The organism is Acinetobacter sp. 1566109 (assembly GCF_000582255.1).
GTDB classification, from domain to species: domain Bacteria; phylum Pseudomonadota; class Gammaproteobacteria; order Pseudomonadales; family Moraxellaceae; genus Acinetobacter; species Acinetobacter nosocomialis.
Window position 1 is genome coordinate 40107 of the sequence record NZ_JEYB01000009.1, and the last position, 25958, is coordinate 66064.

The 25958-nt window shown below is 40.9% G+C and carries 23 protein-coding genes and 2 pseudogenes; 8 read left to right on the forward strand and 17 right to left on the reverse strand.

Going from position 1 to position 25958, the window contains the following annotated elements; all coding sequences use genetic code 11:
• The first annotated feature begins 4 nt into the window (after positions 1 to 4).
• On the forward strand, positions 5 to 1573 hold the full coding sequence (locus J582_RS10070; protein ID WP_031956174.1) for a sensor histidine kinase: 1569 nt from the start codon (positions 5 to 7) through the stop codon (positions 1571 to 1573).
• A gap of 23 nt (positions 1574 to 1596) precedes the next feature.
• Positions 1597 to 3018 carry a sigma-54-dependent transcriptional regulator gene (locus tag J582_RS10075; protein ID WP_031982171.1) on the forward strand — a complete coding sequence of 474 codons (1422 nt, stop codon included), beginning with the start codon at positions 1597 to 1599 and terminating at the stop codon, positions 3016 to 3018.
• Positions 3019 to 3021: 3 nt separating this feature from the next.
• Here J582_RS10075 and J582_RS10080 read toward each other — a convergent pair whose 3' ends face one another.
• The 4 genes from J582_RS10080 to lptF all read right to left on the reverse strand — a co-directional run bounded on the left by J582_RS10080 (position 3022) and on the right by lptF (position 8065).
• Positions 3022 to 4206 (reverse strand): S41 family peptidase, encoded by a 1185-nt coding sequence (locus J582_RS10080; protein ID WP_004883636.1) that lies wholly within the window; start codon positions 4204 to 4206, stop codon positions 3022 to 3024.
• 15 nt (positions 4207 to 4221) lie between these two features.
• The gene (gpmI, locus tag J582_RS10085; protein WP_016803678.1) at positions 4222 to 5769 is read right to left on the reverse strand and encodes a 2,3-bisphosphoglycerate-independent phosphoglycerate mutase; all 1548 of its coding nucleotides are present in this window, start codon (positions 5767 to 5769) and stop codon (positions 4222 to 4224) included.
• 125 nt (positions 5770 to 5894) lie between these two features.
• Entirely contained in the window at positions 5895 to 6965 is a 1071-nt protein-coding gene (gene lptG / locus J582_RS10090; protein WP_002048976.1) for an LPS export ABC transporter permease LptG, read from the reverse strand.
• Positions 6965 to 8065 carry an LPS export ABC transporter permease LptF gene (gene lptF / locus J582_RS10095; RefSeq protein ID WP_002048889.1) on the reverse strand — a complete coding sequence of 367 codons (1101 nt, stop codon included), beginning with the start codon at positions 8063 to 8065 and terminating at the stop codon, positions 6965 to 6967. The genes lptG and lptF overlap by 1 nt, the downstream gene beginning before the upstream one ends.
• Before the next feature lie 143 nt (positions 8066 to 8208).
• Here lptF and J582_RS10100 point away from each other — a divergent pair, with 143 nt between their 5' ends.
• The 4 genes from J582_RS10100 to J582_RS10115 all read left to right on the forward strand — a co-directional run bounded on the left by J582_RS10100 (position 8209) and on the right by J582_RS10115 (position 11083).
• The gene (locus tag J582_RS10100; protein ID WP_031982175.1) at positions 8209 to 9657 is read left to right on the forward strand and encodes a leucyl aminopeptidase; all 1449 of its coding nucleotides are present in this window, start codon (positions 8209 to 8211) and stop codon (positions 9655 to 9657) included.
• Positions 9650 to 10057 (forward strand): DNA polymerase III subunit chi, encoded by a 408-nt coding sequence (locus J582_RS10105; protein WP_031982176.1) that lies wholly within the window; start codon positions 9650 to 9652, stop codon positions 10055 to 10057. Before J582_RS10100 ends, J582_RS10105 begins: the two co-directional genes overlap by 8 nt.
• A gap of 38 nt (positions 10058 to 10095) precedes the next feature.
• On the forward strand, positions 10096 to 10734 hold the full coding sequence (locus J582_RS10110) for a hypothetical protein (RefSeq protein WP_081405524.1): 639 nt from the start codon (positions 10096 to 10098) through the stop codon (positions 10732 to 10734).
• Between the two features lie 130 nt (positions 10735 to 10864).
• Positions 10865 to 11083 (forward strand): hypothetical protein, encoded by a 219-nt coding sequence (locus J582_RS10115; RefSeq protein ID WP_002048916.1) that lies wholly within the window; start codon positions 10865 to 10867, stop codon positions 11081 to 11083.
• A 59-nt stretch (positions 11084 to 11142) separates the two neighbouring features.
• On the opposite strand, the gene J582_RS10120 is transcribed toward J582_RS10115, so the two are convergent.
• The 6 genes from J582_RS10120 to glnK all read right to left on the reverse strand — a co-directional run bounded on the left by J582_RS10120 (position 11143) and on the right by glnK (position 16647).
• A complete protein-coding gene (locus J582_RS10120; RefSeq protein ID WP_002048938.1) occupies positions 11143 to 11802 on the reverse strand; it encodes a riboflavin synthase in 660 nt (219 codons plus the stop codon).
• Positions 11803 to 11844: 42 nt separating this feature from the next.
• Positions 11845 to 13137 carry a DNA adenine methylase gene (locus J582_RS10125; RefSeq protein WP_031981908.1) on the reverse strand — a complete coding sequence of 431 codons (1293 nt, stop codon included), beginning with the start codon at positions 13135 to 13137 and terminating at the stop codon, positions 11845 to 11847.
• A complete protein-coding gene (gene ribD / locus J582_RS10130; RefSeq protein WP_031952207.1) occupies positions 13134 to 14219 on the reverse strand; it encodes a bifunctional diaminohydroxyphosphoribosylaminopyrimidine deaminase/5-amino-6-(5-phosphoribosylamino)uracil reductase RibD in 1086 nt (361 codons plus the stop codon). Before ribD ends, J582_RS10125 begins: the two co-directional genes overlap by 4 nt.
• A 15-nt stretch (positions 14220 to 14234) precedes the next feature.
• Positions 14235 to 14693 carry a transcriptional regulator NrdR gene (nrdR, locus tag J582_RS0104530; protein WP_004710970.1) on the reverse strand — a complete coding sequence of 153 codons (459 nt, stop codon included), beginning with the start codon at positions 14691 to 14693 and terminating at the stop codon, positions 14235 to 14237.
• Between the two features lie 160 nt (positions 14694 to 14853).
• A complete protein-coding gene (locus J582_RS10135) occupies positions 14854 to 16251 on the reverse strand; it encodes an ammonium transporter (RefSeq protein WP_002048891.1) in 1398 nt (465 codons plus the stop codon).
• A gap of 57 nt (positions 16252 to 16308) precedes the next feature.
• Complete coding sequence (gene glnK, locus J582_RS10140; RefSeq protein WP_000780326.1) at positions 16309 to 16647, reverse strand: P-II family nitrogen regulator; 339 nt, start codon at positions 16645 to 16647, stop codon at positions 16309 to 16311.
• 279 nt (positions 16648 to 16926) lie between these two features.
• Here glnK and J582_RS10145 point away from each other — a divergent pair, with 279 nt between their 5' ends.
• Together J582_RS10145 and J582_RS10150 are read left to right on the forward strand one after the other, a co-directional pair.
• Positions 16927 to 17154, forward strand: coding sequence for an accessory factor UbiK family protein (locus tag J582_RS10145; protein WP_002048939.1), 228 nt, complete (start codon positions 16927 to 16929; stop codon positions 17152 to 17154).
• Positions 17155 to 17219: 65 nt separating this feature from the next.
• A pseudogene (locus J582_RS10150) lies at positions 17220 to 18065 on the forward strand (YifB family Mg chelatase-like AAA ATPase); the annotation flags it as partial.
• A gap of 168 nt (positions 18066 to 18233) precedes the next feature.
• Here J582_RS10150 and J582_RS10155 read toward each other — a convergent pair.
• From J582_RS10155 to J582_RS10180, 7 genes and pseudogenes are all read right to left on the reverse strand, one after another.
• Positions 18234 to 18509 carry a hypothetical protein gene (locus J582_RS10155; RefSeq protein WP_032047823.1) on the reverse strand — a complete coding sequence of 92 codons (276 nt, stop codon included), beginning with the start codon at positions 18507 to 18509 and terminating at the stop codon, positions 18234 to 18236.
• A 168-nt stretch (positions 18510 to 18677) separates the two neighbouring features.
• Positions 18678 to 19451, reverse strand: a pseudogene (locus J582_RS0104535) (IS30-like element ISAba125 family transposase); the annotation flags it as partial.
• Between the two features lie 28 nt (positions 19452 to 19479).
• Positions 19480 to 20181: an IS1-like element ISPa14 family transposase gene (locus tag J582_RS10160; protein ID WP_001223318.1), complete on the reverse strand. Its 702-nt coding sequence runs from the start codon at positions 20179 to 20181 to the stop codon at positions 19480 to 19482.
• Between the two features lie 121 nt (positions 20182 to 20302).
• A complete protein-coding gene (locus J582_RS10165; RefSeq protein ID WP_017396455.1) occupies positions 20303 to 20842 on the reverse strand; it encodes a nuclear transport factor 2 family protein in 540 nt (179 codons plus the stop codon).
• 10 nt (positions 20843 to 20852) lie between these two features.
• Positions 20853 to 21236 (reverse strand): hypothetical protein, encoded by a 384-nt coding sequence (locus tag J582_RS10170; protein WP_008942232.1) that lies wholly within the window; start codon positions 21234 to 21236, stop codon positions 20853 to 20855.
• 76 nt (positions 21237 to 21312) lie between these two features.
• A complete protein-coding gene (locus J582_RS10175) occupies positions 21313 to 22794 on the reverse strand; it encodes an efflux transporter outer membrane subunit (protein ID WP_008942231.1) in 1482 nt (493 codons plus the stop codon).
• Positions 22791 to 25955 carry an efflux RND transporter permease subunit gene (locus tag J582_RS10180; protein ID WP_008942230.1) on the reverse strand — a complete coding sequence of 1055 codons (3165 nt, stop codon included), beginning with the start codon at positions 25953 to 25955 and terminating at the stop codon, positions 22791 to 22793. The genes J582_RS10175 and J582_RS10180 overlap by 4 nt, the downstream gene beginning before the upstream one ends.
• Positions 25956 to 25958 lie beyond the last annotated feature (3 nt).

Sequence of the window (25958 nt, forward strand, 5' to 3'; positions counted from 1 at the left end):
TTACATGCACTCTCCTTTAAATTCATCCCTGTCCCATACGATTTTTCGTTTGGGCACTTGGTATGGTTTATACCGTCTTATTATTGCGGTTAGCCTGAATATTATTTTGGTTTTAACCAATGCTCAAACCGACAATAGTTTGCAGCAACCCTCTTTATATTTTTACACCTTACTAAGCTATTCAATTGTAAGTCTTGTGCAATTGTTATGCTTTAAATTTATTGCTATCCAAACTACTCGGCAGCTTATTTTATTTTTTATTGTCGACATTATTTGTTTAAGCCTCCTTTCATTTTCTGCTGGGGAGCCTAATTTACAAATTAGTTTGCTGTATGTGATTGCAATCTTTACTTCGGCGATTTTGCTCAGTGCAAGAGTGTCTTTAGTTATTACCTTACTTGCGGTTATTGCGGTTATTTATCAACGCTTCGTGGGTAGTTTATTTGACTACAACAATCTAAACACAATCGGTAATAGCGCTTTATTAGCTTTTTTATTTTTCGTTGTTCACGGGATTGGACAAATTGCAGTGCAGCGCTTTAAATTACTTGAGGCACTCACCTTTCACCAGTCAATCGAGCTTTACCAGCTTCAAAATATTAACCGTTATATTTTAGAGCAAATTGAACAAGGCTATTTAGTTTTAGACGAAAATTACGACATTGTTGTTAGCAATCCCGCTGCTTGTTCACTACTTGGTATTCCTCCCCAGTTTGCCAATGAAAAATATCCTTTAGCTAAATGGCATCCCGATTTATTTGAAATATTGAAGTTTGGCGACTTAAAAGAAAATGACCGATTTATTTTTGAGTCTCGGCTATCGGCTTATTCCATTAATATTAAAGTACAGCATCTTTTAGTGCCGCAACAAGCTCTAACACTACTCATTTTACAAGATGCCCAACAAATTAATCAGCAAGCACAGCAACTTAAACTTGCCGCTTTAGGGCAACTCTCGGCAAGTATTGCACATGAAATCCGCAATCCCCTGGCTGCAATTGTTCAAGCAAATGAGTTACTTAAAGATAGTGATCTCGAACAACAAAATACTTTACGCCATATGATTGGCAAGCAAACTAAACGCATTGATAGTATTGTTCAGGACACCTTAGGACTTGCTCGTAGCGAAAGAACACACCCTATTCAGATTGACTTAAACAATTTTATAAATACGCTACTCGATGAAGATTTATCTGACGTTAAGCACTCAATTCAACTCAAAATTTCTGATCGTTCTTTAAAATTTTTATTTGACGAAAAACAACTAAGACAAGTCATGATCAATTTAGTGCGAAATGCTTTACGACATAATGCACCCGACTCACCGAATGTCATGATCAACATTCATTCACAAACAAATAAAATTTATATTGATGTGATCGATTACGGTGAAGGTGTTTCAAAACGTGATATATCTCAATTATTTAAACCATTTTTTAGTACCGAAATTAATGGAACTGGTTTAGGATTATACTTGTCTCATAGTTTTTGTGAGGCAAACCATGCAAAGCTCACCTATGTAGAGCAAAAACAAGGGGCATGCTTCAGAATAGAATGCCCAATAATATATTGATTTTTTATTAGGTTTTTGGGGAAATGGCAGAACAGCAACCACTCGTTTTGCTTGTAGACGATGAGGAAGATTTGTGCCTTTTAATGCAAATGACACTTGCACGAATGGGGATTAAAACACATCTTGCTTATCGGGTTGAACAGGCCAAACAACTCTTCACACAGTTTCATTACGATGCATGTTTAACCGATCTAAACTTACCCGATGGGAGTGGATTAGACTTAGTCAAACATGTCTCTCAAAATTATACCAACACACCCATTGCGGTTTTAACTGCTTACGGCAATATGGATATTGCAATTGCAGCATTAAAAGCAGGCGCTTTTGATTTTGTAAGCAAACCGGTCAACCAAGTACATCTAGATCAATTATTACAGAAAGCCTTAAATCGGCAAAAAATAGAGCATGATTTTGCAGAGAGTGCTCTAGAAAACAAATTATTAATCGGCCGCTCTCAGCCTATTCAACAACTACGCATCGCAATTAAAAAAATTGCGCGCTCACAAGCACCTGTATTTGTTACTGGCGAGTCTGGAACAGGTAAAGAAGTGGTTGCCAACCTAATTCATCGGCTGAGTAACCGTAGTGAAGGGCCTTTTATTGCGATTAACTGTGGCGCTATTCCAACTGAACTGATGGAAAGCGAGCTGTTCGGACATAAAAAAGGCAGTTTTACTGGAGCGACTCAAGACAAACAGGGCCTCATTTTATCTGCTCATGGTGGCAGTTTATTTTTAGATGAAATTGCCGAATTACCACTTAGTATGCAGGTTAAATTACTACGCGCAGTACAAGAAAAAAAGATTCGTCCTGTCGGTTCCGATCAGGAAATTGATGTTGATTTTCGGGTGATTAGCGCGAGTCATCAAGACTTAGATTTATTGGTTCGACAAGGCAAATTTCGTCAGGATTTATTCTTCCGTATCCATGTTATGGATCTCATGTTACCGCCTTTACGCGAACGTGGTGAAGATGTCTTGTTACTTGCGAATCACTTTATTCAGAAAATTTGTATGGAGTGGGAAACCCCACTTAAACAATTAACTGAGGCTGCTGAAACTTATCTGCTACAACAACACTTTCCCGGCAATGTTCGCGAATTAAGAAATATGATTGAGCGAGCAATTACTTTAAGTGACGATGCCAATATTGATGTACCGCATTTGCACCCAGCCCCTTTAAGAGCAAATATTTCTAATTCAATCGCAACGGTATCTCAAAGCTTGCAGAATCCCGTAGCTACGCCACAGATTGTAAAAAAATTACCAAGTGAGGGTCTAGAACGTTATTTAGAGAGTATTGAAAAAGATATTCTGCTCAATGCACTCAATATGACCCATTGGAATCGAACCTTAGCAGCTAAAAAATTAGGAATGACTTTCCGTTCTTTACGCTACCGTTTGAAGAAATTTGGGTTAGATACTGAAACTGAACAGGAAGTATAAAGCTTACTTCCTTTTTAGAAGTAGGTCGGCAACACGCTCTAAATAAACTTCGTCTTTCATTTCTGGAGGCAAGGGATAGGTCTGGTTAGGCTGAATACCTTGACCTTCGATCATATTACCATTTGGCGTGTAGTAATGTGAGACCGTCATTTGCAAGGCTGCCCCACTTGGCAAAGGGAAAAGTTTCTGTACAACGCCCTTTCCATAACTTTTTTCACCCATAACCCAAGCACGTTGATGCTCTTTCATTGCAGCAGTAAAAACTTCTGCTGCCGAGGCAGATCGGTGATTAATTAAAATACCAACTTTTATATTTTGAAAATCATTTCCAGGTAAGGCCTGAAATTGCTGATTACCTTCTGAACGACTTTTTGTAGAAACAATAATGCCATGATTTAAAAATAAATCGGCTGACTCAACAGCAGCAGAGAGCAGCCCGCCTGGGTTATTTCTTAAATCAATTAATACAGCTTTTAAACGCGAAGAACTATTTTCTTCAATTAAACGTTTAATTTCATTGGCGGTATCTTGCTGGAATACTCTAATTTTTAGTACCAATACCTGATTATGTAACATGACAGGTTCGATATCAGTTTCAATCTTTTTATTACGGACTAAACTGATTGGGGTATTTGACTCTTCTGTCTGTACTTGCAGCGTTGAACCTATTGAACCATACAACAAACCAAGCACCTGATCTTGGGTTAGATTTTTAAGTTCCTGATTATCTATCTTTAAAATGGTCTGTCCATTTCTCAAGCCTAGTTTATATGAATCAGAACCTGCCTTTAAGTCACGAATCATCCATTTATGGACATGTGCTTCTGGGCTTAATGCAAAATCAACCGAAGCAAGATCACCTTCGGTGTATTGAATGAGCTGACGGTATTCTTCAGCTGACAAATAGCGTGAGTAACGGTCTAGACCACTAACAAGACCTTTAATTGCTTGTAAAAATAAAGCATCGTCCGATTTTTCATCGACATAGTTATCGCGAACAATCCCATAAATTTGTACAAACTGCTGAATCGACTCAATAGGGACTTCTGCATAACTTTCTTCTGATTCTGGTGAATCAGCATGCTGAGGCGATAATTTTTCTTTTACAACAGGAGCAGCAAGAGCAAACTGGCTGCAACACATCAATACACTACCCAAAAAAGCTTTATATATATTGTGTTGCAGCATTTAGTCACCTATCGCTTATGCAGATAATGTAATCAGATTACGACCTTGCATTTCCGCAGGTACAGGAATCTGCATTAGATGAAGGATAGTCGGTGCAACATCTGCAAGTACACCACCTTCTGCGATAGTCGCTTGTGTTGGACCAACATAAATAAATGGTACAAGCTCTGTTGTATGTTGTGTATGAACTTGGCCACTTTCGTAGTCCTGCATTTGCTCAACATTACCATGGTCAGCAGTAATAAGCATATGACCTTTCTTGGCCATCACAGCTTCGTATACACGACCTAAACATGTATCAACTGCTTCAACCGCCTTAACCGCGGCATCAAATACGCCTGTATGACCGACCATATCACCATTGGCATAATTCACAACAAGTAAATCGTACTCACCCGAGTTAATTGCCCTAACGAGTTCATCAGTTACTTCATAAGCACTCATTTCAGGCTTTAGATCATATGTCGCAACGTTTGGTGATGGAATTAGAATACGCTTCTCACCTGGGTATTCATCTTCTCGACCACCACTAAAGAAGAAAGTCACATGCGCATATTTTTCTGTTTCAGCAATACGTAATTGCGTTTTACCAAGAGAAGATAAATATTCACCAAGTGAGTTTTTCAACTCTTCAGGCATATATGCCACAGGTGCATCAATGCTGGCCTGATAACGTGTCAACATGACAAATTTAGAAAGGTTCGGTACAACTTTACGTTCAAAACCTGCGAAGTCCTTTTCAACAAACGCACGTGTAATTTCACGAGCACGGTCAGCACGGAAGTTCATGAAAACAACGCTATCGCCATCTTGAACTTTAGCCACATCACCAATACGAGTTGCTTTCACAAATTCATCATTTTCATTGGCTGCATATGCAAGTTCTAAACCTTCAACAGCAGTATTTGCTGTACGAACTGCTTCACCTTCGGTCAATAGGCGGTAAGCCTGTTCTACACGGTCCCAACGATTATCGCGATCCATTGCAAAATAGCGGCCAATCATAGTTGCAATACGGCCCTTGCCTTCATATTGAGCAAATAGAGCGTCTAATTTTTCTAGTGAAGATTGTGCACTACGTGGAGGAGTATCACGACCATCAAGGAATGCATGAAGATAAACTTTTGCACCACGTTTTAATGCGAGTTCACACATCGCCACAATGTGGTCTTCATGTGAGTGAACGCCACCTTCTGAGAGCAAGCCCATAATATGAACTGCACCACCAGCAGCTTTGGCTTTTTCAACAGCATCAATTAATACTTCATGTTTGAAAAAGTCGCCAGTACGGATGTCTTTAGTAATACGGGTAAAATCTTGATACAACACACGTCCAGCGCCAAGATTCATATGGCCAACTTCAGAATTACCCATTTGTCCATCAGGTAGACCTACATCTTCACCAGAACCAGAAATAAGACTATTTGGATGCTTTGCTTTCATTGCAGTTAAATTCGGGGTTTTTGCTGCAAGAAAAGCATTATCTTCAATCGCTTCACGGTGTCCAACACCATCCATAATGACCAGAACGTGAGGGATCTTGCCAGCAGTTGCATCCGTCATAATCAATTTCTCTTTTGTCTACAATTTCATCGCAATATCTTACCGAATTTTCGGTGAAGACTCTATTTTTTCCTATGGCTTTCACCAATGCATCTCATTGAGAAAGCCATTTATATTCTTTCGAATTAGCGAGCACGGTAAAGTAAGTAACTACCGGCACCAAACATTAAAATAATAGGTACAAGTACAAACCACGCTGGTGAAGGCGCGTATACCAAACTTGCGTAACCCAAGAAATCTTGTAAGTAATAAAAGCCTAAACCAATAAAGAGTGCGATCACCAAACGAAAGCCCATTGACTGTTGACGCAGTGGACCAAAAATAAAAGAACAAGCCACTAATACAAGCGTAATCAATGAAAATGGAGAAGCAACTTTTTGCCAGAAAGCCAATTGGTAAGTTTTAGGAACTTGACTATATTCATCCATATAGCGCATAAAACTAATGAGCTGACTTGGAGATAAGTCTTCAGGGTCTAAAGTCACCATGTGGACATATTTAGGTTGTAGAGCCAATCCTAAAGACTGCTGATCATGATTATTTAGTATCGAATTACCATCTGTAAGAATGTCTGTCTGGCTGGCTTTTTGCAAAGACCATTGACCGTCTTTAATAAACTTTCCTTGCTCTGCATTAATTACAGACTGCAAGTGATATTCTTTATCAAAGTCGACAACCTGAATATCTCTTAAGTTTCCTTGCGAGTTCGCATAGTCAATATAAATAAAGCGTTGCCCTTCTCTTGACCAATAGCCTTTTACTTCGCCTAGAGCAGCAACTGAACGATGACTTTTGATACTTTGTGCTTTCTCATTGGTATAGGGAACAACCCATTCACTTAACGCAAAAGATAAAACAATCAGTAGCAAAGCTGAACGCATTACCCAGCCCACAATACGCCATAAACTGATCCCAACCGAGCGCATCACGATGAGTTCACTGTTGGATGCTAAAGCGCCCAATCCAATTACCGCACCAATTAAGGCTGAAATAGGCAAAATTTCATATAGATAACGAGGAGCACCCCATAACACATAGATAAAAGCTTGCCATGCATTATAGTCAGGCTTTAACTCACCCAGTTCACCTAAATAGGTAAACAAGACTTGCAAAACAGATAAGACAATGGTGGTACCAAACATTGCAAGCGCAGTGGTTTTCGTCACATATTTGGCGACTATTCGACGTGCTAACATTATAATTTCACTCGCTTGATCTGTTTCTTGATTTTCGGCCCTAATTTCTGTTTACGAGAAAATAAGGCAGCTGCAATTGCATAAACCAATAAAGCCGCTGGATACGCCCAAATATCGAGCTCACCTTTACTAATACGAGTCTTAATCGCAATCATAAGTACAATCAAGCTCGCAAAAATAAAAATAGATGGAATGAGACGATAATAACGACCTTGTCGAGGACTCACCTCAGACAACGCAACCGACATCATGAGAGCAACAATAATGGTAAACGGACCGAATAAACGCCAACCTAATTCACTTCTAATGACTGGATCATTTGTTTTAGCCAATAGTTTAGAGGTTGGAAGTGCCTCTACGTCACTACTCTCAAACTTGACGTCTTTATCATTCTCAAGTCTTAAACGATAAGACTGAAACTCTGCTTGCGTATATTTAGGTTGTCCCGGATATATTTCATAACGGCGCCCTTGAACCAGATCGACGACATTGGCAGTATCATTGGCAACCTCAACACGTGTCGCCTCTTTCGCCAAAATCATGACATCTGGTTTGCCTTCTTTGGCAGCCCGCTGGTAAAAGAAAATATCTTTGAGGTTTTTACGGTCTTCCGACAGTGAACCTGCATAAATCGTATAAGGTCCTGAAGAAATAAACTCTCTTGGTCGAACCAAGTCAAAGCCTGTCCGTACAGCTTGGGTCGTTGTTAATTTTTCAAATTCACGTAGTCCCCACGGCGTCATCCACAGCATAAGCACAGACTGACAAACCATATAAACCAGTGTCATTGGAATGAGTAAGCGTGCCAATTGATGACGGCTTACGCCACTACCATTCAAGACAGCCATTTCATGGTCAACATATAAACGACCAAACACCAACATTAAACCAATAAAAAATCCCAGTGGTAAAATGAGGGTTAAAAATTCAGGTAAACGGTATCCAATGATGCTAAATAAAATACTTGCATCTAAACGCCCCTGTGCCGCCACACCAAAGTATTTGATCAGACGACCACCCATCATGATTAGGGTCAATAATGCGATGACCACCAATGAGGTAGAGACAACTTGCTTGACGAGATAACGCCGAATAATCAAATTAATACTTCCAAAAGGCTAAACGGGACGAACGCTAGTTTACCCGAATGTTAAAAATATAAAACCGCACATTGCAACGCTATGCTTGAAAGTGTTTCAATGTTTTAATCCAACATAACTTTCTATAGGCAATCACGGCAGCCATGAAATTTACAACTTATACAACTTTTCCTGAACAAACATCTAATGAATCTTTGTGGGTTTTAGTTGATTCAGAACAGCTACAAAGCAACCTCAATACATATCAAATCAATAACCTAGAAAGTATTCTTACGGCGACTCAATATAAAGCTAACTTCAATGAGACACTGCCATTATTTGGTCAGCTTAGCACTCAACCTCACAGCCAACTACTTGGTTTAGGAAAAGCAGCTGAACTTCAAGCAGTTAAGTTAGCAAAATTGGCACAAACCATTATCAAATCGACACAAAATAAATTTAAGCATATCGCAATTGATATTGCTGCATTACCTGTCGAATACCATTATTTATTTGCATTAAGCTTAACTCAAGCAGCTTATGGTTATGATGAGTTTAAATCGAAAAAAAATGAATTTGTGTTACAACAAGTTGATTTAATTAGTCCACACACTAGCCTTGATGAAAATCAACTTGCTTTAGTACATGCCGTACAATCTGGTCAATCTTTTGCGCGTGACTTAGGTAACCGTCCAGGTAATATCTGTTTCCCTGAATATTTGGCTGAACAGGCTTTAGCTTTAGCAGCAGAATTCCCTGATTTACTCAAAGTGACTGTCTTAAATGAGCAGCAAATGGCTGACTTAGGCATGTATGCTTTCCTTGCTGTGAGTAAAGGATCTGAGCGTCCGGGTCGTATTGTCACTCTTGAATACCAAGCACAGCTTGAACAAGCCCCTGTCGTACTTGTCGGTAAAGGCGTTACTTTTGATACAGGCGGTATTTCTTTAAAACCAGGCCTTGGCATGGATGAAATGAAGTTCGATATGTGTGGTGCAGCCTCTGTACTTGGTACGATTCGCGCACTATGTGAAGCACGCCTTCCAATTCATGTGGTGGGTGCGATTGCAGCAGCAGAAAATATGCCTTCGGGTAAAGCGACCCGCCCAGGCGATATCGTAACGACCATGAGCGGCCAAACTGTTGAAATTTTAAATACTGACGCTGAAGGCCGTTTAGTTCTTTGCGATACGTTAACGTATATCAAACGTTTCAATCCAGCAGTAGTTGTTGATATCGCAACATTAACCGGTGCTTGTGTAGTGGCATTAGGTAAAGTGCTAAGCGGTTTATTCTCTCCTGACGATGCCTTGGCAGCTGAGCTTCAACAAGCAGGTGAGCAGTCATTTGACCGTGTGTGGCGCATGCCAGTGATTGATGATTATCAAGAACTATTGGACTCACCTTTTGCAGACATCGCTAACATTGGTGGACCACATGGTGGTGCAATTACAGCAGCCTGCTTCCTTGAGCGTTTTACTCGTGACTATCGTTGGGCTCATCTAGATGTAGCAGGAACAGCTTGGTTATCAGGTACAGCAAAAGGTGCAACTGGCCGTCCAGTACCACTACTTATGCAATTCTTGGCTAACCGTGTAAATACGAATGGCTAAAGTTAGCTTTTATCTGTTTGAAACCAGTGAAGAACGGCAAGTCGATAGTGCTTGCCGTTTATGTCGAAAGATCTTGCTGAAACATTCAAATATCTGGTGGTATTGCCCAGATGTACAGTTACAACAAACACTTGATGAAAAATTGTGGAGCTTTGATCCGACCAGTTTCATTACACATGGGATTGATCAGGCAGACGCAGCAGTATGTATTTCGGCTAAACAACCTTCTGAACAAGGCTGGTTGGTATTTAATTTTAACAATCATGCACTTGAACAAGTGAATCATTTTAGCCACATTATAGAAATTGTTGAAAATAATGAAGCAGCCAAGCAAATTGGCCGAGAAAAATTTAAAATGTATCGTCGTTTAGGTATAGAACCTCGAACCTTTAAATTATAACGCGCTAAAATGTAGATACTGTTGAGCAAAGGAGAACTGTGGTGGCATTAAATGTCGGGCAAGATTTTAAAAAAAGATGGTTAAATGCGCCTGAAGCTGTCCGTCATGCCTATCAACAGGATTTGGCACGTATTTGTGATTTATTAGAGCCTCAGACGCCTATTCAACTTTGGGTACTCAATGATGAGAAGGCACAGTTAGAATCACAGCAAAACATTGAACAAGCTTATGCTGACTTAAAAGCAGAGTTAATCGAACAGGCACGTATTCGTCGTCAGCTTGCTTTAGAAAAGTCTCTTGCAGATAAGCGCGCAATGGATGCAGCCTATGCTGCTGAATTACAAGCAGACGAAGTTCGTAAATTTAGTGAACAAACTCAAGCTCTACAAGCTTTCCGCAGTCATTTAGAACAAGAAGTTGCTGAACACACTGCGCGTTATCAGAAAAATCCTGAAACACCAGCAGTGAACTACTCTTCTGGGGTAAAGCTTAGCATTACCGATGACCAAATCTTATCTGAGCTTGAAAGTTTACGTATTCGTTTAGAGCTTGAAGCTGAGAACTTAATTGAACAGTCTGTTACGGCTTTCCGAGCTAAGCTAAATTCGGCAGCTCAAGAAGAAATTGAATATATTTTAAAAAATTCTAAGTTTTCTGATGAAAAAATAGAAAAGTAAAGTTTATACAACGTTCCTTGTCATAAAAATGACATTTAATTGTCACAAAATAGTCATGCATAATATTCTTTTAGTTCAAATAATTATTAGAATAATGCATATGTATTTATGAAAATTAATGAGGGTAAAAATGGACATTCCACATCAGATTTCAATGCAACTTGAGCAGCTTAATCAGGGTGAGCAATGGACATTTTCAGCACAAGAACTTTATATGAGTCACAACGACTTTAATTCACTTTCAATTTTACTCACACGAGCGTCAGAAAAAGGTGAGTTTTCAATTACACGCACCCAGCATAATAAACCCTGGGTAGGCACACACTCGGTTACTCTGACCAAACATTAATTTTTAAAATAAAAAAACCGGAACATATGTCCGGTTTTTTATTTTAGCGATTTAAAACTTTATTTTAAAAAGCCATTTTCAGCTAAGAAAGCCATACTAATATTTGACTCGGTTTTTTGTTCAGCAGCTTTATCACCCAGTAATAAACGCTCAATATAACGCGCTAATACATCGACTTCTAGGTTAACTTTGCTACCGACTTGCCAAGTTCCAATATTGGTACGTTCTGCTGTGTGCGGAATTAAGTTCAAACTTAAAATATTACCGCGTAAATGATTAATGGTTAAACTAATACCATCTACTGTCACAGAACCTTTCTCTGCTAAGTATTTAGCAAGTTCTACAGGTGCTGTCACTTCATAATAAATTGAGCGAGCATCTTCACGGACTACGGTAATTTCACCTACACCATCAACATGACCACTTACAATGTGTCCACCAAAACGGGTTGTTGGCAGCATCGCCTTTTCCACATTGACACGTTGACCCACTTTCCAGTTACTTAAAGTGGTACGGTTTAAACTTTCGCGAGAAACATCAGCTGCGTACCAGTTGTCTCCCCACTCAATAACGGTGAGACAGATCCCATTGGTTGCAATTGAGTCACCTAAATGTACATCCGACATATCCAAATCGGTTTGAATACGTAAACGCACATCGCCACCTACACTTTGCAGGCTTTCTACTTTACCTAAACTTTCAATAATGCCTGTAAACATGGCTCAATCTCCAAATCTTTTACACTGCTTAAATTGCAGCGCTTACCAAAGTGCGAGCTGCGTACTGTTACCTGAAGTATCTACACCACCTAGCTCGGCAAAGTGGTAAAGCTGGCCTAACAACTGACGTAACGGCGGCCCTGGTTTGGCATGAGTATCTGTAATCACAATAAACTCAAGCACACGTGCGCGCTCTGACTGACGTTGTTTACTTACGCGATAACGTGGAACATCTTGAGTCAATAAAGTGACTTTTCCACGCTCCAGATTGGCCATCAGTAAGTCTTTTGGCTCAATATTACCATCGGTCGAATAACTGGTCAGAATATAACGTGCATTGATGGTTGAAAGTAATTTTTCATACGCATCTTTTGCATGTTTAGAAGAGTTATAAGGACTTGGACGTTCTTTACGCCATGCACGGTCAATACCACTCTTATAGCCTTTCGTATCTGGCGGTGGTAAATCGACTTGATCCCATAACGTCAATGCATTTAGAACATGGTAGTTACTACTATAAGCATGCTGGTTATAAGGTGGATCAAGATAGGCTACATCTACTTCAAAACCGCTCATCTGGTTTGCTAAATGCTGAGCATCTACACACCACATTTCAGCAGCAGGGCGTTTACGGTCACCAATCTCACAAAAACGGCTCGGTGTGAGCCACAGCAATGATTCAATTCGTTCTAAGGCCGTTTGTGTACGTCCGCCCCACCCTTGGTGGAAGCTTTTAAATACACCACTGGTATTACTCACAAAACTTGCCGAATAGAGTAATGGCGCAAGCAAGGCACTCATTTCTACATCATTAATTGCGCCTTGTGCCTGCCATGTTGCAATCTGCTGGCGAATCGCATCAATGCGCATACCATTACGACGCTTAAAGAACAAACGGTCACGAGATGGATCATAGACATCATCATTACGAGGGCAAAGGTTATGCGTTACCCAACCTTTAACCTCAGGTAAGCGGTTTAAATAATCGATGGCTTTCTGGTAGCCACCAAGCTCTTTAAACGCGGGTGCATCGACACACGCTAAAATTGCATGATTTAAAGCATGGCTATAAGGTTCCCAGTCATTTGCAATGACTCGGTAACCGTTTTGGCGTGCCAAGCGAGACACCACACCACTACCTGCGAAGAAGTCGGCAAAAATCGGAGGATTCTTTTTCTTGCTGTTCAGCGTCCCTGTAATTTCCAGAGCTTCTAAAATCAAGTGGAGCAATCGGCGCTTGTTACCCAAGTATGGTACAATCTGATGAAAAAGATATTCGTCTGTCGTGCGGGCTGCATGACGACGTTTGTGGTAAACCGAAGGCTCTGAATTCATACTTTCTCTTGCGTAGGGATTAACCTTAAGCGTATATCTTGATCAAGTTGTATTACATCAAGAAGTTTAAAACGAAGTTGCTGTGCCATATATTCAAAATCTGCGTTGAACATGGCTCTTGCACTTTGCCCCAATAAAGTCGGGGCAACATAACTGATCATTTCATCTACCAAACCTTTTTGCAAAAAGACGGTAGACAATGTTGCGCCAGCTTCAACCAGCACATCATAAATTTGGTATTGCTTAGATAAGGCCTGTAATAGTGTTTTTAAAGGCTGAATTTCTAATTGTATCACGCCTAAGTCAGCAAGTTCCTGACGATATGGCCCCATCACCATGACAGTTTCAGGATTTTCTAAAATTTTAGCAGTGAGCGGTAAACGCCCTTTTCGATCTAGAATTACCCGTTTTGGCTGCGCAACTGTTTCGATATCAAGATTATGGAGTGACCGTACATTAAGCTGACAGTCATCAGCAATCACAGTATCAATACCTGTAATCACGGCACCTGAAATCGCACGCCAATGTTGGACATCTTGACGAGCAGCAGAACCAGTAATCCACTTCGACTCACCCGATGCCATTGCAGTACGCCCATCTAAACTAGAAGCAACTTTTAAACGCACATATGGCATGCCCGTAGACATCGCTTTTAAAAAGCCTTGATTAAGTTGAGCTGCCAAATCTTCACAAATCCCGATTTCTACTTCAATACCGGCATTTTTTAAGATCTGAACACCTTTACCTGCAACAAGCGGATTGGGATCGGGACATGCCACCACCACTTTTTTAACCTGTGCTTTAACCAATGCTTCAGCACACGGCGGGGTTCGTCCATAATGAGCACACGGCTCAAGCGTCACATAAGCAGTTGCGCCTTGTGCTTGTTCACCCGCCTGACGCAGCGCAAAAACTTCAGCATGAGGTTGACCAGCTTTCGGATGAAAACCTTCACCAATCACTTGATTGTCTTTGACAATAACACAACCGACATTTGGATTTGGTTTTGTCGAATAGAGTCCTCGTTTGGCAAGTTCAATGGCTTGCTGCATCCAGTACTGATCTTGTTTCAACTCAGACATATAAATCTCAAATGATTAGTGTTCACGTTGTTGCATTTGCTCAATTTGACGGCGAAACGCTTCAACATCCTGAAAGTCTTGATAAACCGAAGCAAAACGAACATAGGCAACATGATCAAGTGCAAATAAAGATTGCATAACAATTTCACCAATAGTTCTAGACTTAACATCACGCTCACCTAAACGGCGAATCTGCAATTGAATATCGCTCAGAACCGTTTCGATCTGCTCTTGTGTCACTGGACGCTTTTGTAAAGCATGCATAAGTGAACGACGTAGCTTGGCTTCATCGAACGGTTCATTCTTTCCATTCGATTTGATCACACGGGGCATCACCACTTCATAGCTTTCAAAAGTGGTAAAACGTTCACCGCAAACTACACACTCACGACGTCGACGAATCTGACAGCCTTCTGCGGCTAGCCGAGAATCGATGACTTTACTATCTGCGGCGTTGCAAAATGGACAATGCATAGCGGACTTAATAGGGTCAATTACTTTGACCTAGTGTAGCAAAATTTCTACGCTTACTGAACCAGCATTCTATGAGACAAAAAAACAGCCCTGAGCCAGATCAAAGCATCGCTTTGATCACAGCCCAAGACTGTTTTTAGTACAGCAAATATATTACGAATTATTCAATACGTTCGCCATGTTGGCTTAAATCCAGACCCATACGTTCATCATCGGCATTAACACGCAGACCAATCACCACATCAATTACTTTAAGAATAATGAAGGTTGCAATACCGCTGTAAACCATAGTTGCAAGTACACCTTCAACTTGTACCCACAATTGGCCTGCAAATGTTGGTGCTAAAGTCACACTAGCTGCTTTAATGATTTCATCACTATAGAACACGCCAGTTAAAATCGCGCCGACAATACCACCTACTGCATGTAAACCAAAGGCATCCAATGCATCATCCGCTTTGAGTAAACGTTTAAGTGCTGTAATACCCCAGAAGCAGACTACACCACCGATTAAGCCCATCACTAGAGCTCCGCCTACGCCGACGAAACCTGCTGCTGGTGTAATCACAACCAAACCAGCCACAGCACCAGATGCACCACCTAATACAGAAGCTTTACCACGAATCATACGTTCTACAACTAACCAAGAGAACGCAGCAGCAGCGGCAGCAACTTGAGTCACTAAAATTGCCATACTTGCACGAGCACCAGCGCCTAACGCACTACCACCATTAAAGCCGAACCAACCTACCCAAAGTAAGCTTGCACCGATTACAGTTAAAGTTAAGTTATGCGGTGCCATAGATTCACGGCCAAGGCCAATACGTTTACCAAGCATGTAAGCTGCGACTAAACCTGCAACACCAGAGTTGATATGTACAACTGTACCACCAGCAAAATCTAATGCGCCTGCTTTAAATAACCAACCATCTGTTGCCCACACCCAGTGAGTAATTGGCGCATAAACCACAAGTACCCAAATTGTAATAAAGGCCATGAAAGCTGAATATTTCATACGGTCAGCAATCGAACCGCTCAAAATTGCGACAGTAATGATGGCAAAAGTCATTTGGAAAATAACAAATAAGCTTTCAGGAATTGTTCCACTTAGTGCATTAAAGCCTACGCCATTGAGCATCGCTTTAGACAAGTCACCAAAGTATGCACCTGTGCCAGAGAACGCGAGTGAATAACCAGCAATCACCCAAAGCAAACTTACCAAAATTGCGGCAGAAAGGCTGAACATCATGGTACTTAATACGTTTTTCTTACGGACCATACCGCCGTAGAACAATGCCAAGCCAGGAATCGTCATCAACAGTACTAAAGCTGTTGAAACTAAAATCCAAGATGTATCGCCTGTATCGAGTTTTGGTGTCGGTGCTGGAGCTGCCGGAGTTGCGGCAGCTGCTGGTGCTGCTGCAGATGTTGCAGGTGCTGCAGACGTTGATGTTGCTGTAACCTCAGATGTCGGTGTTGTTACAGTCTCTTCTGCCCAAGCGGCAGTACCACCCAAAAGTGCGCCTGTTAGACTCAGCGCCATAAGCATTTTTTTCATTCGTGTCCCCCAACCTCATTTGCGAGCTATTTATTGCTCAGCAAGCTTTGTGCCAATTTAGACAGCATCTGGTCCTGTTTCACCCGTACGGATACGGATGACTTGTTCCAGATTAGTCACAAAAATCTTACCGTCGCCGATTTTCCCAGTGCTTGCCACACGAGTAATTGACTCAATTACTGCGTCGACCATTTCATCGCTAATCGCAATTTCGATTTTTACTTTAGGTAAGAAATCAACCACATACTCCGCGCCGCGGTAAAGTTCTGTATGCCCTTTTTGACGACCAAAACCTTTAACTTCAGTTACGGTAATCCCTTGTACACCAATGTCAGAGAGTGCTTCACGCACATCATCCAATTTAAACGGTTTTACAATTGCAGTTACAAGCTTCATGTTTGTTTCCTTCGGCTTCTTTTCACCAGTAAGGTTTTATGTTCAATTTTCATGCCAATATTTCAAAGGTTGGAGGAGATGAATCTTTTGCATGAGCTTTCTTTATAACCTATTTAGTTATCAAGATGTAGATGAGCTACTAAAAATAAAATGAATTTGCAGTCCTGTTTTTATTTCATTTTATCGTTATCCAATATGGAAAAGCCAAGAAGCCTATATACGAGGTTCAAGCAGTGTTAAACTGGCAAGCATAAGGTAATACAACAGTTTGGATATCTCATGCTAGAAACTCTATTACAGGCTATTTTGGAACAAATTGACGAGCCTAAAAAAGATTTAGAAAAAAACTTACGTGCATTATTAAATGAAACTGTCGAGAAATTAGACCTCGTGTCTAAACAAGAAATCGAAAGACAAAAAACTGCACTTCATTTAGCCAACCAACGTTTAGAAGAGCTACAAAAACAAGTAAGTCTATTAGAAGAAACTTTAAAGAATAAAAAATAAGCACCAATGTAGCGCACTTATACTTTACAACGATTAAAAATTAAGCACCACAATGGAACAAGAAGATGTCTTTTTCTAAAATTTATACTCGGGGACTTTTAGGCTTACATGCGCCTCTCATTGAAGTAGAGGTACATGTGAGTCAAGGCTTACCTTCTCTAACGATCGTAGGGCTTGCTGAAGCAGCAGTCAGGGAGAGTAAGGACAGGGTTCGCTCAGCCATTATTAATAGTGGATTTCAGTTTCCGACTAAACGGCTGACTATTAATCTTGCTCCCGCAGATTTGCCCAAAGATGGTTCACGTTTAGATTTACCGATTGCATTAGGGATATTAATTGCCTCAGGTCAGCTTCCAGAGAACTGCACTGAAGACTTTGAATTTATTGGAGAGTTAGCACTAGATGGTCATGTAAGACCAGTTTCAGGCGCTTTAACTTTGGCCATGGCATGCCAGCAAGCCCAGCATAAAATTGTTTTACCCCAAGATAATAGTCAGGATATTAGTCATTTACCAAATCTTGAGTGTTATCCGGTTAGTCATTTAAAAGAAGTTTGTGAACACTTTTTAGGAAATACTAAGCTATCTCAGGTGCAATCATCTTCCCGCTCAAATGACATGCCGTATAAATTTGACCTTGCAGATGTAAAAGGTCAGCTACGCCCACGTCGTGCATTGGAAATTGCAGCCGCTGGAGGGCACTCCTTGCTCTTTAAAGGACCACCGGGCACAGGGAAGACTTTACTCGCCTCACGTCTTCCTTCAATTTTGCCACCACTTTCTACTCAAGAAACGCTTGAAGTTGCTAGTATTTATTCGATTTCAAATACGCCCCATACTTTTGGGCAGCGTCCTTTTCGTGCACCCCACCATACAGCATCAGCAATTGCACTAGTTGGGGGCGGCTGTCATTTCCAATGAACTATGCGACATTACAAAGAACTGTGCGACAAAATTAAAAAAGTTAATAACACCTAAAAGAAGAGTAAATTGCTTCAAAATAGTCAAATGTATTCCTAACTTTTAAAAAACTTCAGCCATATCTTTTGTATTTGTATTTTTCATTAAATTTATTTTCTACTACGATTCCTCTATTACATGTTCTTGGGAAAGTTTGTTCAGATGCTGAACCATGAAGAAATACTGCCCATGTAAAGTGCGGGTAACTAAACTAGTTATTGGCTTACGCATAGTTGGATCTATTAACTTACGCAATTCATTACTATCATAAGTGCGTGTCTTAAGTAGGCCATCTGGCAGAATATTATTACTATTTAAGTTCTTAACCAATAAGCCTACATTTTTTTCATCACCATATACAGAAAGGCTAATTCCGTAATCTTCTCGTGCAGTCATTACAAACACACCAGATATATGTTTATATTCGTCCGATTGAAATCTATCTGTTGATACAGGGCTGCCATTATCTTTAAATACATCAGTTCTTGTATTCCATTTAAGTTGATAAGGCTCAGTTGGGGATTCTGGAGGCTGCCAATAAGGCCTGTCTAAACCTAGGCGAATTCAAACATGAGGTGCGACAGTTTCAAAAGCCATATGATAATCAACAAGCTGAGCAAATTTCTCTAATGGTGTAAGCCAATCTAACGCCTTTCTAGGACGAGTATTCAGTGACATGGCAACTTGATTTAAATAATGCTGATCTGCCTGATTTAAATCAATCCCTTTAGGTAAATATTGCCTAATTAAACCATTCATATTTTCGCATGTGCCTTTTTGCCAAGGTGAATGTGGGTCACAGAAATATACATCTATGCCTAAATCTTCTTCGAGTATTTTATGTTCTGACATCTCGCGTCCACGGTCATAGGTCAACGTTTTACGCAGTTCTGCAGGTAAATATTTCAGAGCTTCAGTTAAAGCCTTGCGCACTGATTCTGCCTTTGCATCAGGTAATGTTGCCAAGATACAGAGCCGTGTATTTCGTTCAATAAGTGTTGCTATCGAACTTTTATTGTCTTTACCTTTAATTAAATCAGCTTCCCAATGACCCGGTATTTTTCTTTCTTGAACTTCGGCTGGGCGCTCATGAATAGTTTTAATATCCTGTAATATAGAATCTTTTTTAGGTTCACCGTTAGCTTTTCGCTTTTTATTTTCATGACGCAGACAGGATAATAAGTCTTTTTTCAACTCACCCTTGGGTAATGCTCGTATCGTTGAATAAATCGTTGTATGGCTTACATTCATTGTTTGATCCAAATCAGGAAATGTCTTTAAACGCTTTGCTATTTGCTGAGGAGACCATAAACAACGGATCGCTTCAACAATAAATTTCGGTGGTGTTTCAAAAAGTATGCTGACATTAAATGAAGCCATTATTGATGTAAAAAAAGGTTAAGTCGAAAGCTTTAAAATGGTTTTCAATCTTTTTTGAAAAATTACAACTCCTTCTAAAACCACGCCTAATTCGATGCCTTATTTTGCAATTATTACCTTCAATACCTACAGTAAAAAATTTACCAATACTTTGCTTGCAGTTTTTAAAAGCAGTTATGAAACTGTCCCAATGATCACTTGCAATTCGGGTGTAGTGAATACCTAATTGTTTAAGCTTTGTTTTCAATCGTTGAACTGTAGCTAAGTCTCTTTTACCCCAAACATAAGCAACAATCTCACCTGTTTCTCGATGGTAGGCGTAAATAAGCCATTGTTTATTATTTTTATTTCCCACAAAAGTCCAAAACTCATCAACTTCAAGAGACTCATAATGACTTTGTTTAGGCTGAATTTGGTAGGTCGATTCGGTTAAAGTACGTAAAACTTTACCGATACTGATTCGCTCAACTTCAGCGATATCTCGTATACCACTACCTCTGACCATCAACTGTAATATTTTTCGAGTAATGCCTGAATTACATCCTAGATAGCTCAGAGCATGGTCACCAATAAACTGACGTTTACAGTCTTTGCACTGATAGTTTTGTTTCCCATCTACTTTGATGCCATTTTTCTTTATACTGTCACTGAGGCAGGTTGGACATTTGATTTCTAGAGTTATTCGCATTTCTCTATTTTATCAAAATTCAACCTGCTTTGTTTCAGCATACTTTTTGAAACACCACCCAGAGTGGTTATGTTTGTGATCTTGTGTATGGTTGTGCGAAGACATTTTATAGCACTCCTGATTATGGCTCTAACTGACTACGCAATGGATGATTGTTGTAGTAATCACCGATGTATATAATCTTATTATTTTTAACCTCAAAAAATGAAGCACCTTTAAAAGTGATTACTTTTGCGTCTTTTTTACCAGACTGGTCTTTTTTATTGAGGGTTCCCTGAAGCTGCCATTCGACAGCAACCTTATCACCAACAATGAGTGGCGGGGATGTAAGCGTCATCTTCCGATCAGGAATGACTGTTAATAAAAACTTGGGTACCTCAATTACAGATGCTGTACCTTTACGGTTTTCTTCATTACTTGTATTGAAATACTCAACATTCGTGTCAAGAACTTTAGTCAGGTCATCTGGCTGCGTACCATTCCAGATATTAAGATAGCTCTCCACGGTTTCCAAAGCTGTATTGATCGGTGCTTTTGCATGCGAAATTGAAGCTAATCCTAACGTCATAAGAATGAGTAAGAATGTCATGAAAAAAGGCTTTGATTTTTTCCCTTGACCATCAACATCTTGCTTCAATTGATTGATATAAATAGTGTTCATCATATTCACCTTAGACTTGAATAAGTTCATCCACAATCCGTTCGGCGTCTTCCCTGGTATTGACGATTTCATAAGGAATGCCAAATGCCTTTACAGCCATTTCCGTCATCTTTCTGATGGCAACTCTTTTTTCCTGATCAGGTTCAATGCAGATAATTGCCTTACATAACTGATTAAGTTCATCTTTATGGTTTTTAAGCCAAAGACCACGTTGTTTAAAGTCTTCAGGTGTTTCTTGCATTGATAATTGATCATAAACAATCACAAACGGACTGCTCATTTCCAAGAATTCCTGCATTTCCAACTGCCATTGAGGTGAATAACCTGGAACTGCCTGATCTTGCTTAAACTCAACAAATGGGAAGTTTTCTATATCATGGATAATAAATTTCATTTATATGACCTCATATTCTGTTTCATCTTGTCAGGAATTCATCTCTTTCCATCAAAAGATGAATTCCATCGATGTGCTATTTCAAAGATTTACGTTCAATCTGTACGGTATGTTCATTCCAGCCTCCACCTAATGCCTTGTAGAGGTTGACCTGATTATTCAGGCGTTCCAGGCGGGTCTGTATAAGTGCCTGCTGAGATGCATACAGAGTTCGTTGTGAGTCGAGGACTGCGAGATAATTATCTTCACCAGCATCAAAACGTAAGGTTGCCAACTTATGGGCATCCTGGCTGGCCGCAATCATTTGCTGCTGCGATTTGATCTGTTCATCTAGTGTGGACTTGCCAGCCAGCCCATCAGCAACTTCACGAAAAGCTGTTTGAATAGATTTGTCATAGTTGATGACTTCAATCTGCTTCATGATGTGTGAGCGATCCAGATTTGCCTGATTTAAACCTGCATTAAATATGGGCAAGTTAATCTTGGGCATAAAACTCCATGCACCTGTACCTGCATTAAATAGATTATCCAGACTGGAACTTGCCGTCCCCGCCGAACCCGTTAGGGTAATGGATGGAAAAAATGCTGCACGGGCTGCTCCAATGTTTGCATTCGCAGCCTGAAGCTTATGTTCTGCGGCACGAATGTCTGGACGACGTTGAAGTAGATCCGATGGCAAACCAACTGGTATATCCTGCATAACAACCTGATCAGGAATTTTGGGGGACTGGTCCAATTGGGCCGCCAATTCCTGTGTTAATGGTGAACCCAGAAGTAACACCAGAGCATTACGATCCTGTGCAGTAATACGCAAGAATTTTGCATAATTGGTTTGTGCGGTGCGCAGTCCTATTTCAGCTTGACGTAAATCAAATCGGGTTGCATTACCAACATCAACAAGTTTCCTGGTCAAGTCATAGGATTTCTGCTGTGTCGCCAAAGTCGCCTTGGTTAAACCTAACGTTTCCTGATCGGCCTTATAGACCAGATAAGCATTAGCAACTGCGGATACCAGACTTAACTGTGATGCTGTCTGGACCTCTTTAGAAGCCAAATAGTTCTGTAAAGCCTGATCACTCAGACTGCGTACTCGGCCCCATAAATCGACTTCCCATGCGACCGAAGTAACACCAACCTGATACATGCGGGGGTTATAAGCAAGATCAGACGGTAAACGCTGACTGGCTGACTCTGCGGTAACACCCACATGCGGTAAACGGTCAGCACGACGAATACGATACTGTGCTTCTATCGCCTCAACATTTAAAGCTGTCACCTTAAAATCATGATTGTTTTTCAATGCATGATCGATGAGTTGGAGTAAGACAGGATCGGTATAAAAGTCACGCCAGCCAATATCGGCTGCGACTGTTTGCTTTCCATTGTTCACTTGCAGCCCTGGATAAGCCTCTCCTGTTGGATAGTGTTCCGACACAGGAGAGACAGGTCGCTCATATATGGGTGCCATTGAACATCCTGCAAGAATAGTGGCAGTGGTTAGTACACTCATTTTCTTGAGGAAGGTGTATCGGTTTAAATGAAGTGTTAAATTTTTCATTTTGAACCCTCCTGTACCAGTGCTTTGGCCTGTTCTCTACGCAGAATAAAATTACGAATGACGACATAGAAAATGGGTGTAAACAGCAAACCAAAGATTGTCACGCCCAGCATTCCAGAGAAAACAGCGATACCCATGGCATGACGCATTTCTGCACCAGCACCTGTGGCTAATACCAGTGGTATCACACCAGCAATAAATGCAATTGAGGTCATTAGAATCGGGCGTAATCTTAATCGGGCTGCTTCAAGTACTGCATCAAAAGGATTCAAACCCTCATCCTCTTTGGCTCGGGCAAACTCCACAATTAAGATGGCATTTTTTGCAGCAAGTCCCACCAGAACAACAAAGCCAATCTGGGTAAAGATGTTGTTATCACTACCAGTTACCCAAACACCTACAATCGCAGATAACAAGGCCATTGGTGCAATAAGTAATACTGCAAAAGGCATTGACCAACTGTTGTATTGAGCTGCAAGGAAAAGGAACGCCAAAATAATTGCTAGAGCAAAAACCATGACCGCAGTATTGCCTGTATTCTTTTCCTGATAGACCAGATCGGTCCATTCATAGGTCATACCTTGTGGCAATGTTTCCTGCACAATTTTTTCAATTGCGGCAGTTGCCTGACCAGATGAATAACCTGATGCAGCGTTACCACTAATATCGGCTGATGGGAAACTGTTATAGTGCATAACACGATCAGGGCCAGAACTACGCTTAATCGTGACAAAGGTCGAAAGCGGAATCATGTCTCCCGCTGCATTTCTCACCTTTAACAGATTAATGTTCTCTGGTTGCATACGGAATGGGGAATCTGCCTGAGCAATTACACGATAAGTACGACCAAACCGATTAAAGTCATTGATATAGATTGACCCCAGATTGATTTGTAGTGTTTCAAAAATATCGGTCAGTGGTACACCTTGTGACTTCGCTTTTACACGGTCAATATCAACTTCAATCTGTGGAGCATTTGCCTGGAAACTCGCAAGCATACCGACAAGTTCAGGCGTCTGAGAGGCTTTCGCCATAATCTCGCCCTGTACACGTGCCAGTGTTTCAAAGCCTAAACCAGCCCGATCTTCAATTTGTAGCTTGAATCCGCCCATAGAACCTAAGCCAGGTACTGGTGGTGGTGGAAAGATGCCCGCAAATCCGTCAGGAATCTGACTGAATTTACCCATTAATTTTCCAGCAATTGCTCCTGCTGATAATGAGGGGTCCTGACGAGCCTCAAATGGATCAAGCATGGCAAACATCAAGGCAGAGTTTGGTACATTGACTGGACCACTTGGTGTAAAGCCTGGGAATGCCATGACGCTTTCCACACCAGGTTCATTCAGTGCAATTTCCGTCATCTGTTTAACTACAGCTTCTGTGCGGTCTAAAGATGCGCCTGTAGGTAACTGGGCGATACCAACTAGATAATACTTGTCCTGTGCAGGAACAAAGCCTTGCGGCACTTTGTTAAAACCTAACCAAGTTAGGCCAAGAAAACCTACATACAAAATCAGCATGATGGCACTTAAACGTACCCCCTTGCGGACTGCACCTACATATTTGTCCGATGCCTTATCAAAGAACCGATTGAATCCTCTAAAGAACCAACCAAATAAGCGTTCGGTTAAATCACGTTTTTTATTTCCAGCTTGATGTGGTTTAAGCAAGATACCTGCTAAAGCTGGTGAAAGTGTTAAAGAGTTGATTGCAGATAAGATGGTTGAAATCGCAATGGTCAAGGCAAATTGGCGATAGAACTCACCCTGCAATCCTGTAAGAAATGCCGATGGAATAAATACAGCAGATAAAACCGCAGTAATCGCGATAATTGGCCCTGTCACCTCAGACATTGCCTTACGGGCAGCTTCTTTTGGTGATTCGCCTAATGCAATATGCCGTTCTACGTTCTCCACCACCACAATTGCATCATCGACCACAATACCAATCGACAGTACCAGTCCAAATAAGGTCAATGTATTTAGGGAGAAGCCGAAATAATACATAATTGCAAACGTACCAATCAGTGAAACGGGAACGGCAATTAAAGGAATAATGGATGCACGCCATGTTTGCAGGAACAGGATGACAACAAGCACAACCAGTGCAATGGCTTCTAACAGAGTGGTAATGACTGATTTCAAAGAAGCTTTTACGAAAATATTTGGATCATAAGGAATTTTATAATCCACACCGTCAGGGAAGCTTTTCTTCAATTCTGCCATCGTTTCACGGACTTCACTTGAAACATCGAGTGCATTGGCACCTGGTGTCATAAAGATTTGTAAGGCAGATGTTGGCTTACCATCCAGTAAAGCTCGCATGGTATAAGCATCAGAACCCAGTTCAATTCGTGCAACATCTTTCAGGCGTGTGATTTGTCCAGTGTCACCAGCTTTAACCACGATTTCACTGAATTGCTCTTCAGTGGTTAAACGTCCCAGCGTATTAACAGTAACTTGATAGGCCGATGTTGTATTTGGTTGTTGACCAACAGAACCCGCAGCAACCTGCATGTTTTGTTCACGAATGGCTGCAACCACATCATTGGCGGTTAAACCACGGGCAGCCACTTTTTCAGGATCAATCCAGACACGCATCGAATATTCACCAGCACCACCAATCTCGATATTTCCAACACCTGGTAAACGTGCAAGCTCATCACGCACATTTAACAGTGCATAGTTGGACAAATATAGTGGATCATGATTCTTGTTGGATGACACCAAATTGATGACCATGAGAATATCGGGTGAGGTTTTTTCAGTGACCACACCAATGCGTTGAACTTCTTCAGGTAAGCGTGGCAATGCACGAGAAACCCTGTTTTGTACCTGTATCTGTGCTTTATCAGGGTCTGTACCCTGTTTAAAGGTGACGGTCAGTACCATCTTGCCATCGGCTGCGGTTTGAGAACTCATATACAACATGTTCTCAACACCGTTCACGGCTTGTTCCAGAGGGGAGGAAACCGTCTCGGCAATGATTTTGGGGTTGGCACCAGGATAACTTGCCATGACCTGTACAGTCGGTGGTGTAATGGCTGGATATTCACTCAATGGCAGTTTAAACAGTGATAAAGCACCGAGAATGACGATCAGCACAGAGATCACGACCGCAAATATTGGCCGATTAACAAAGAAATGAGGGAAATTCTTCATGGC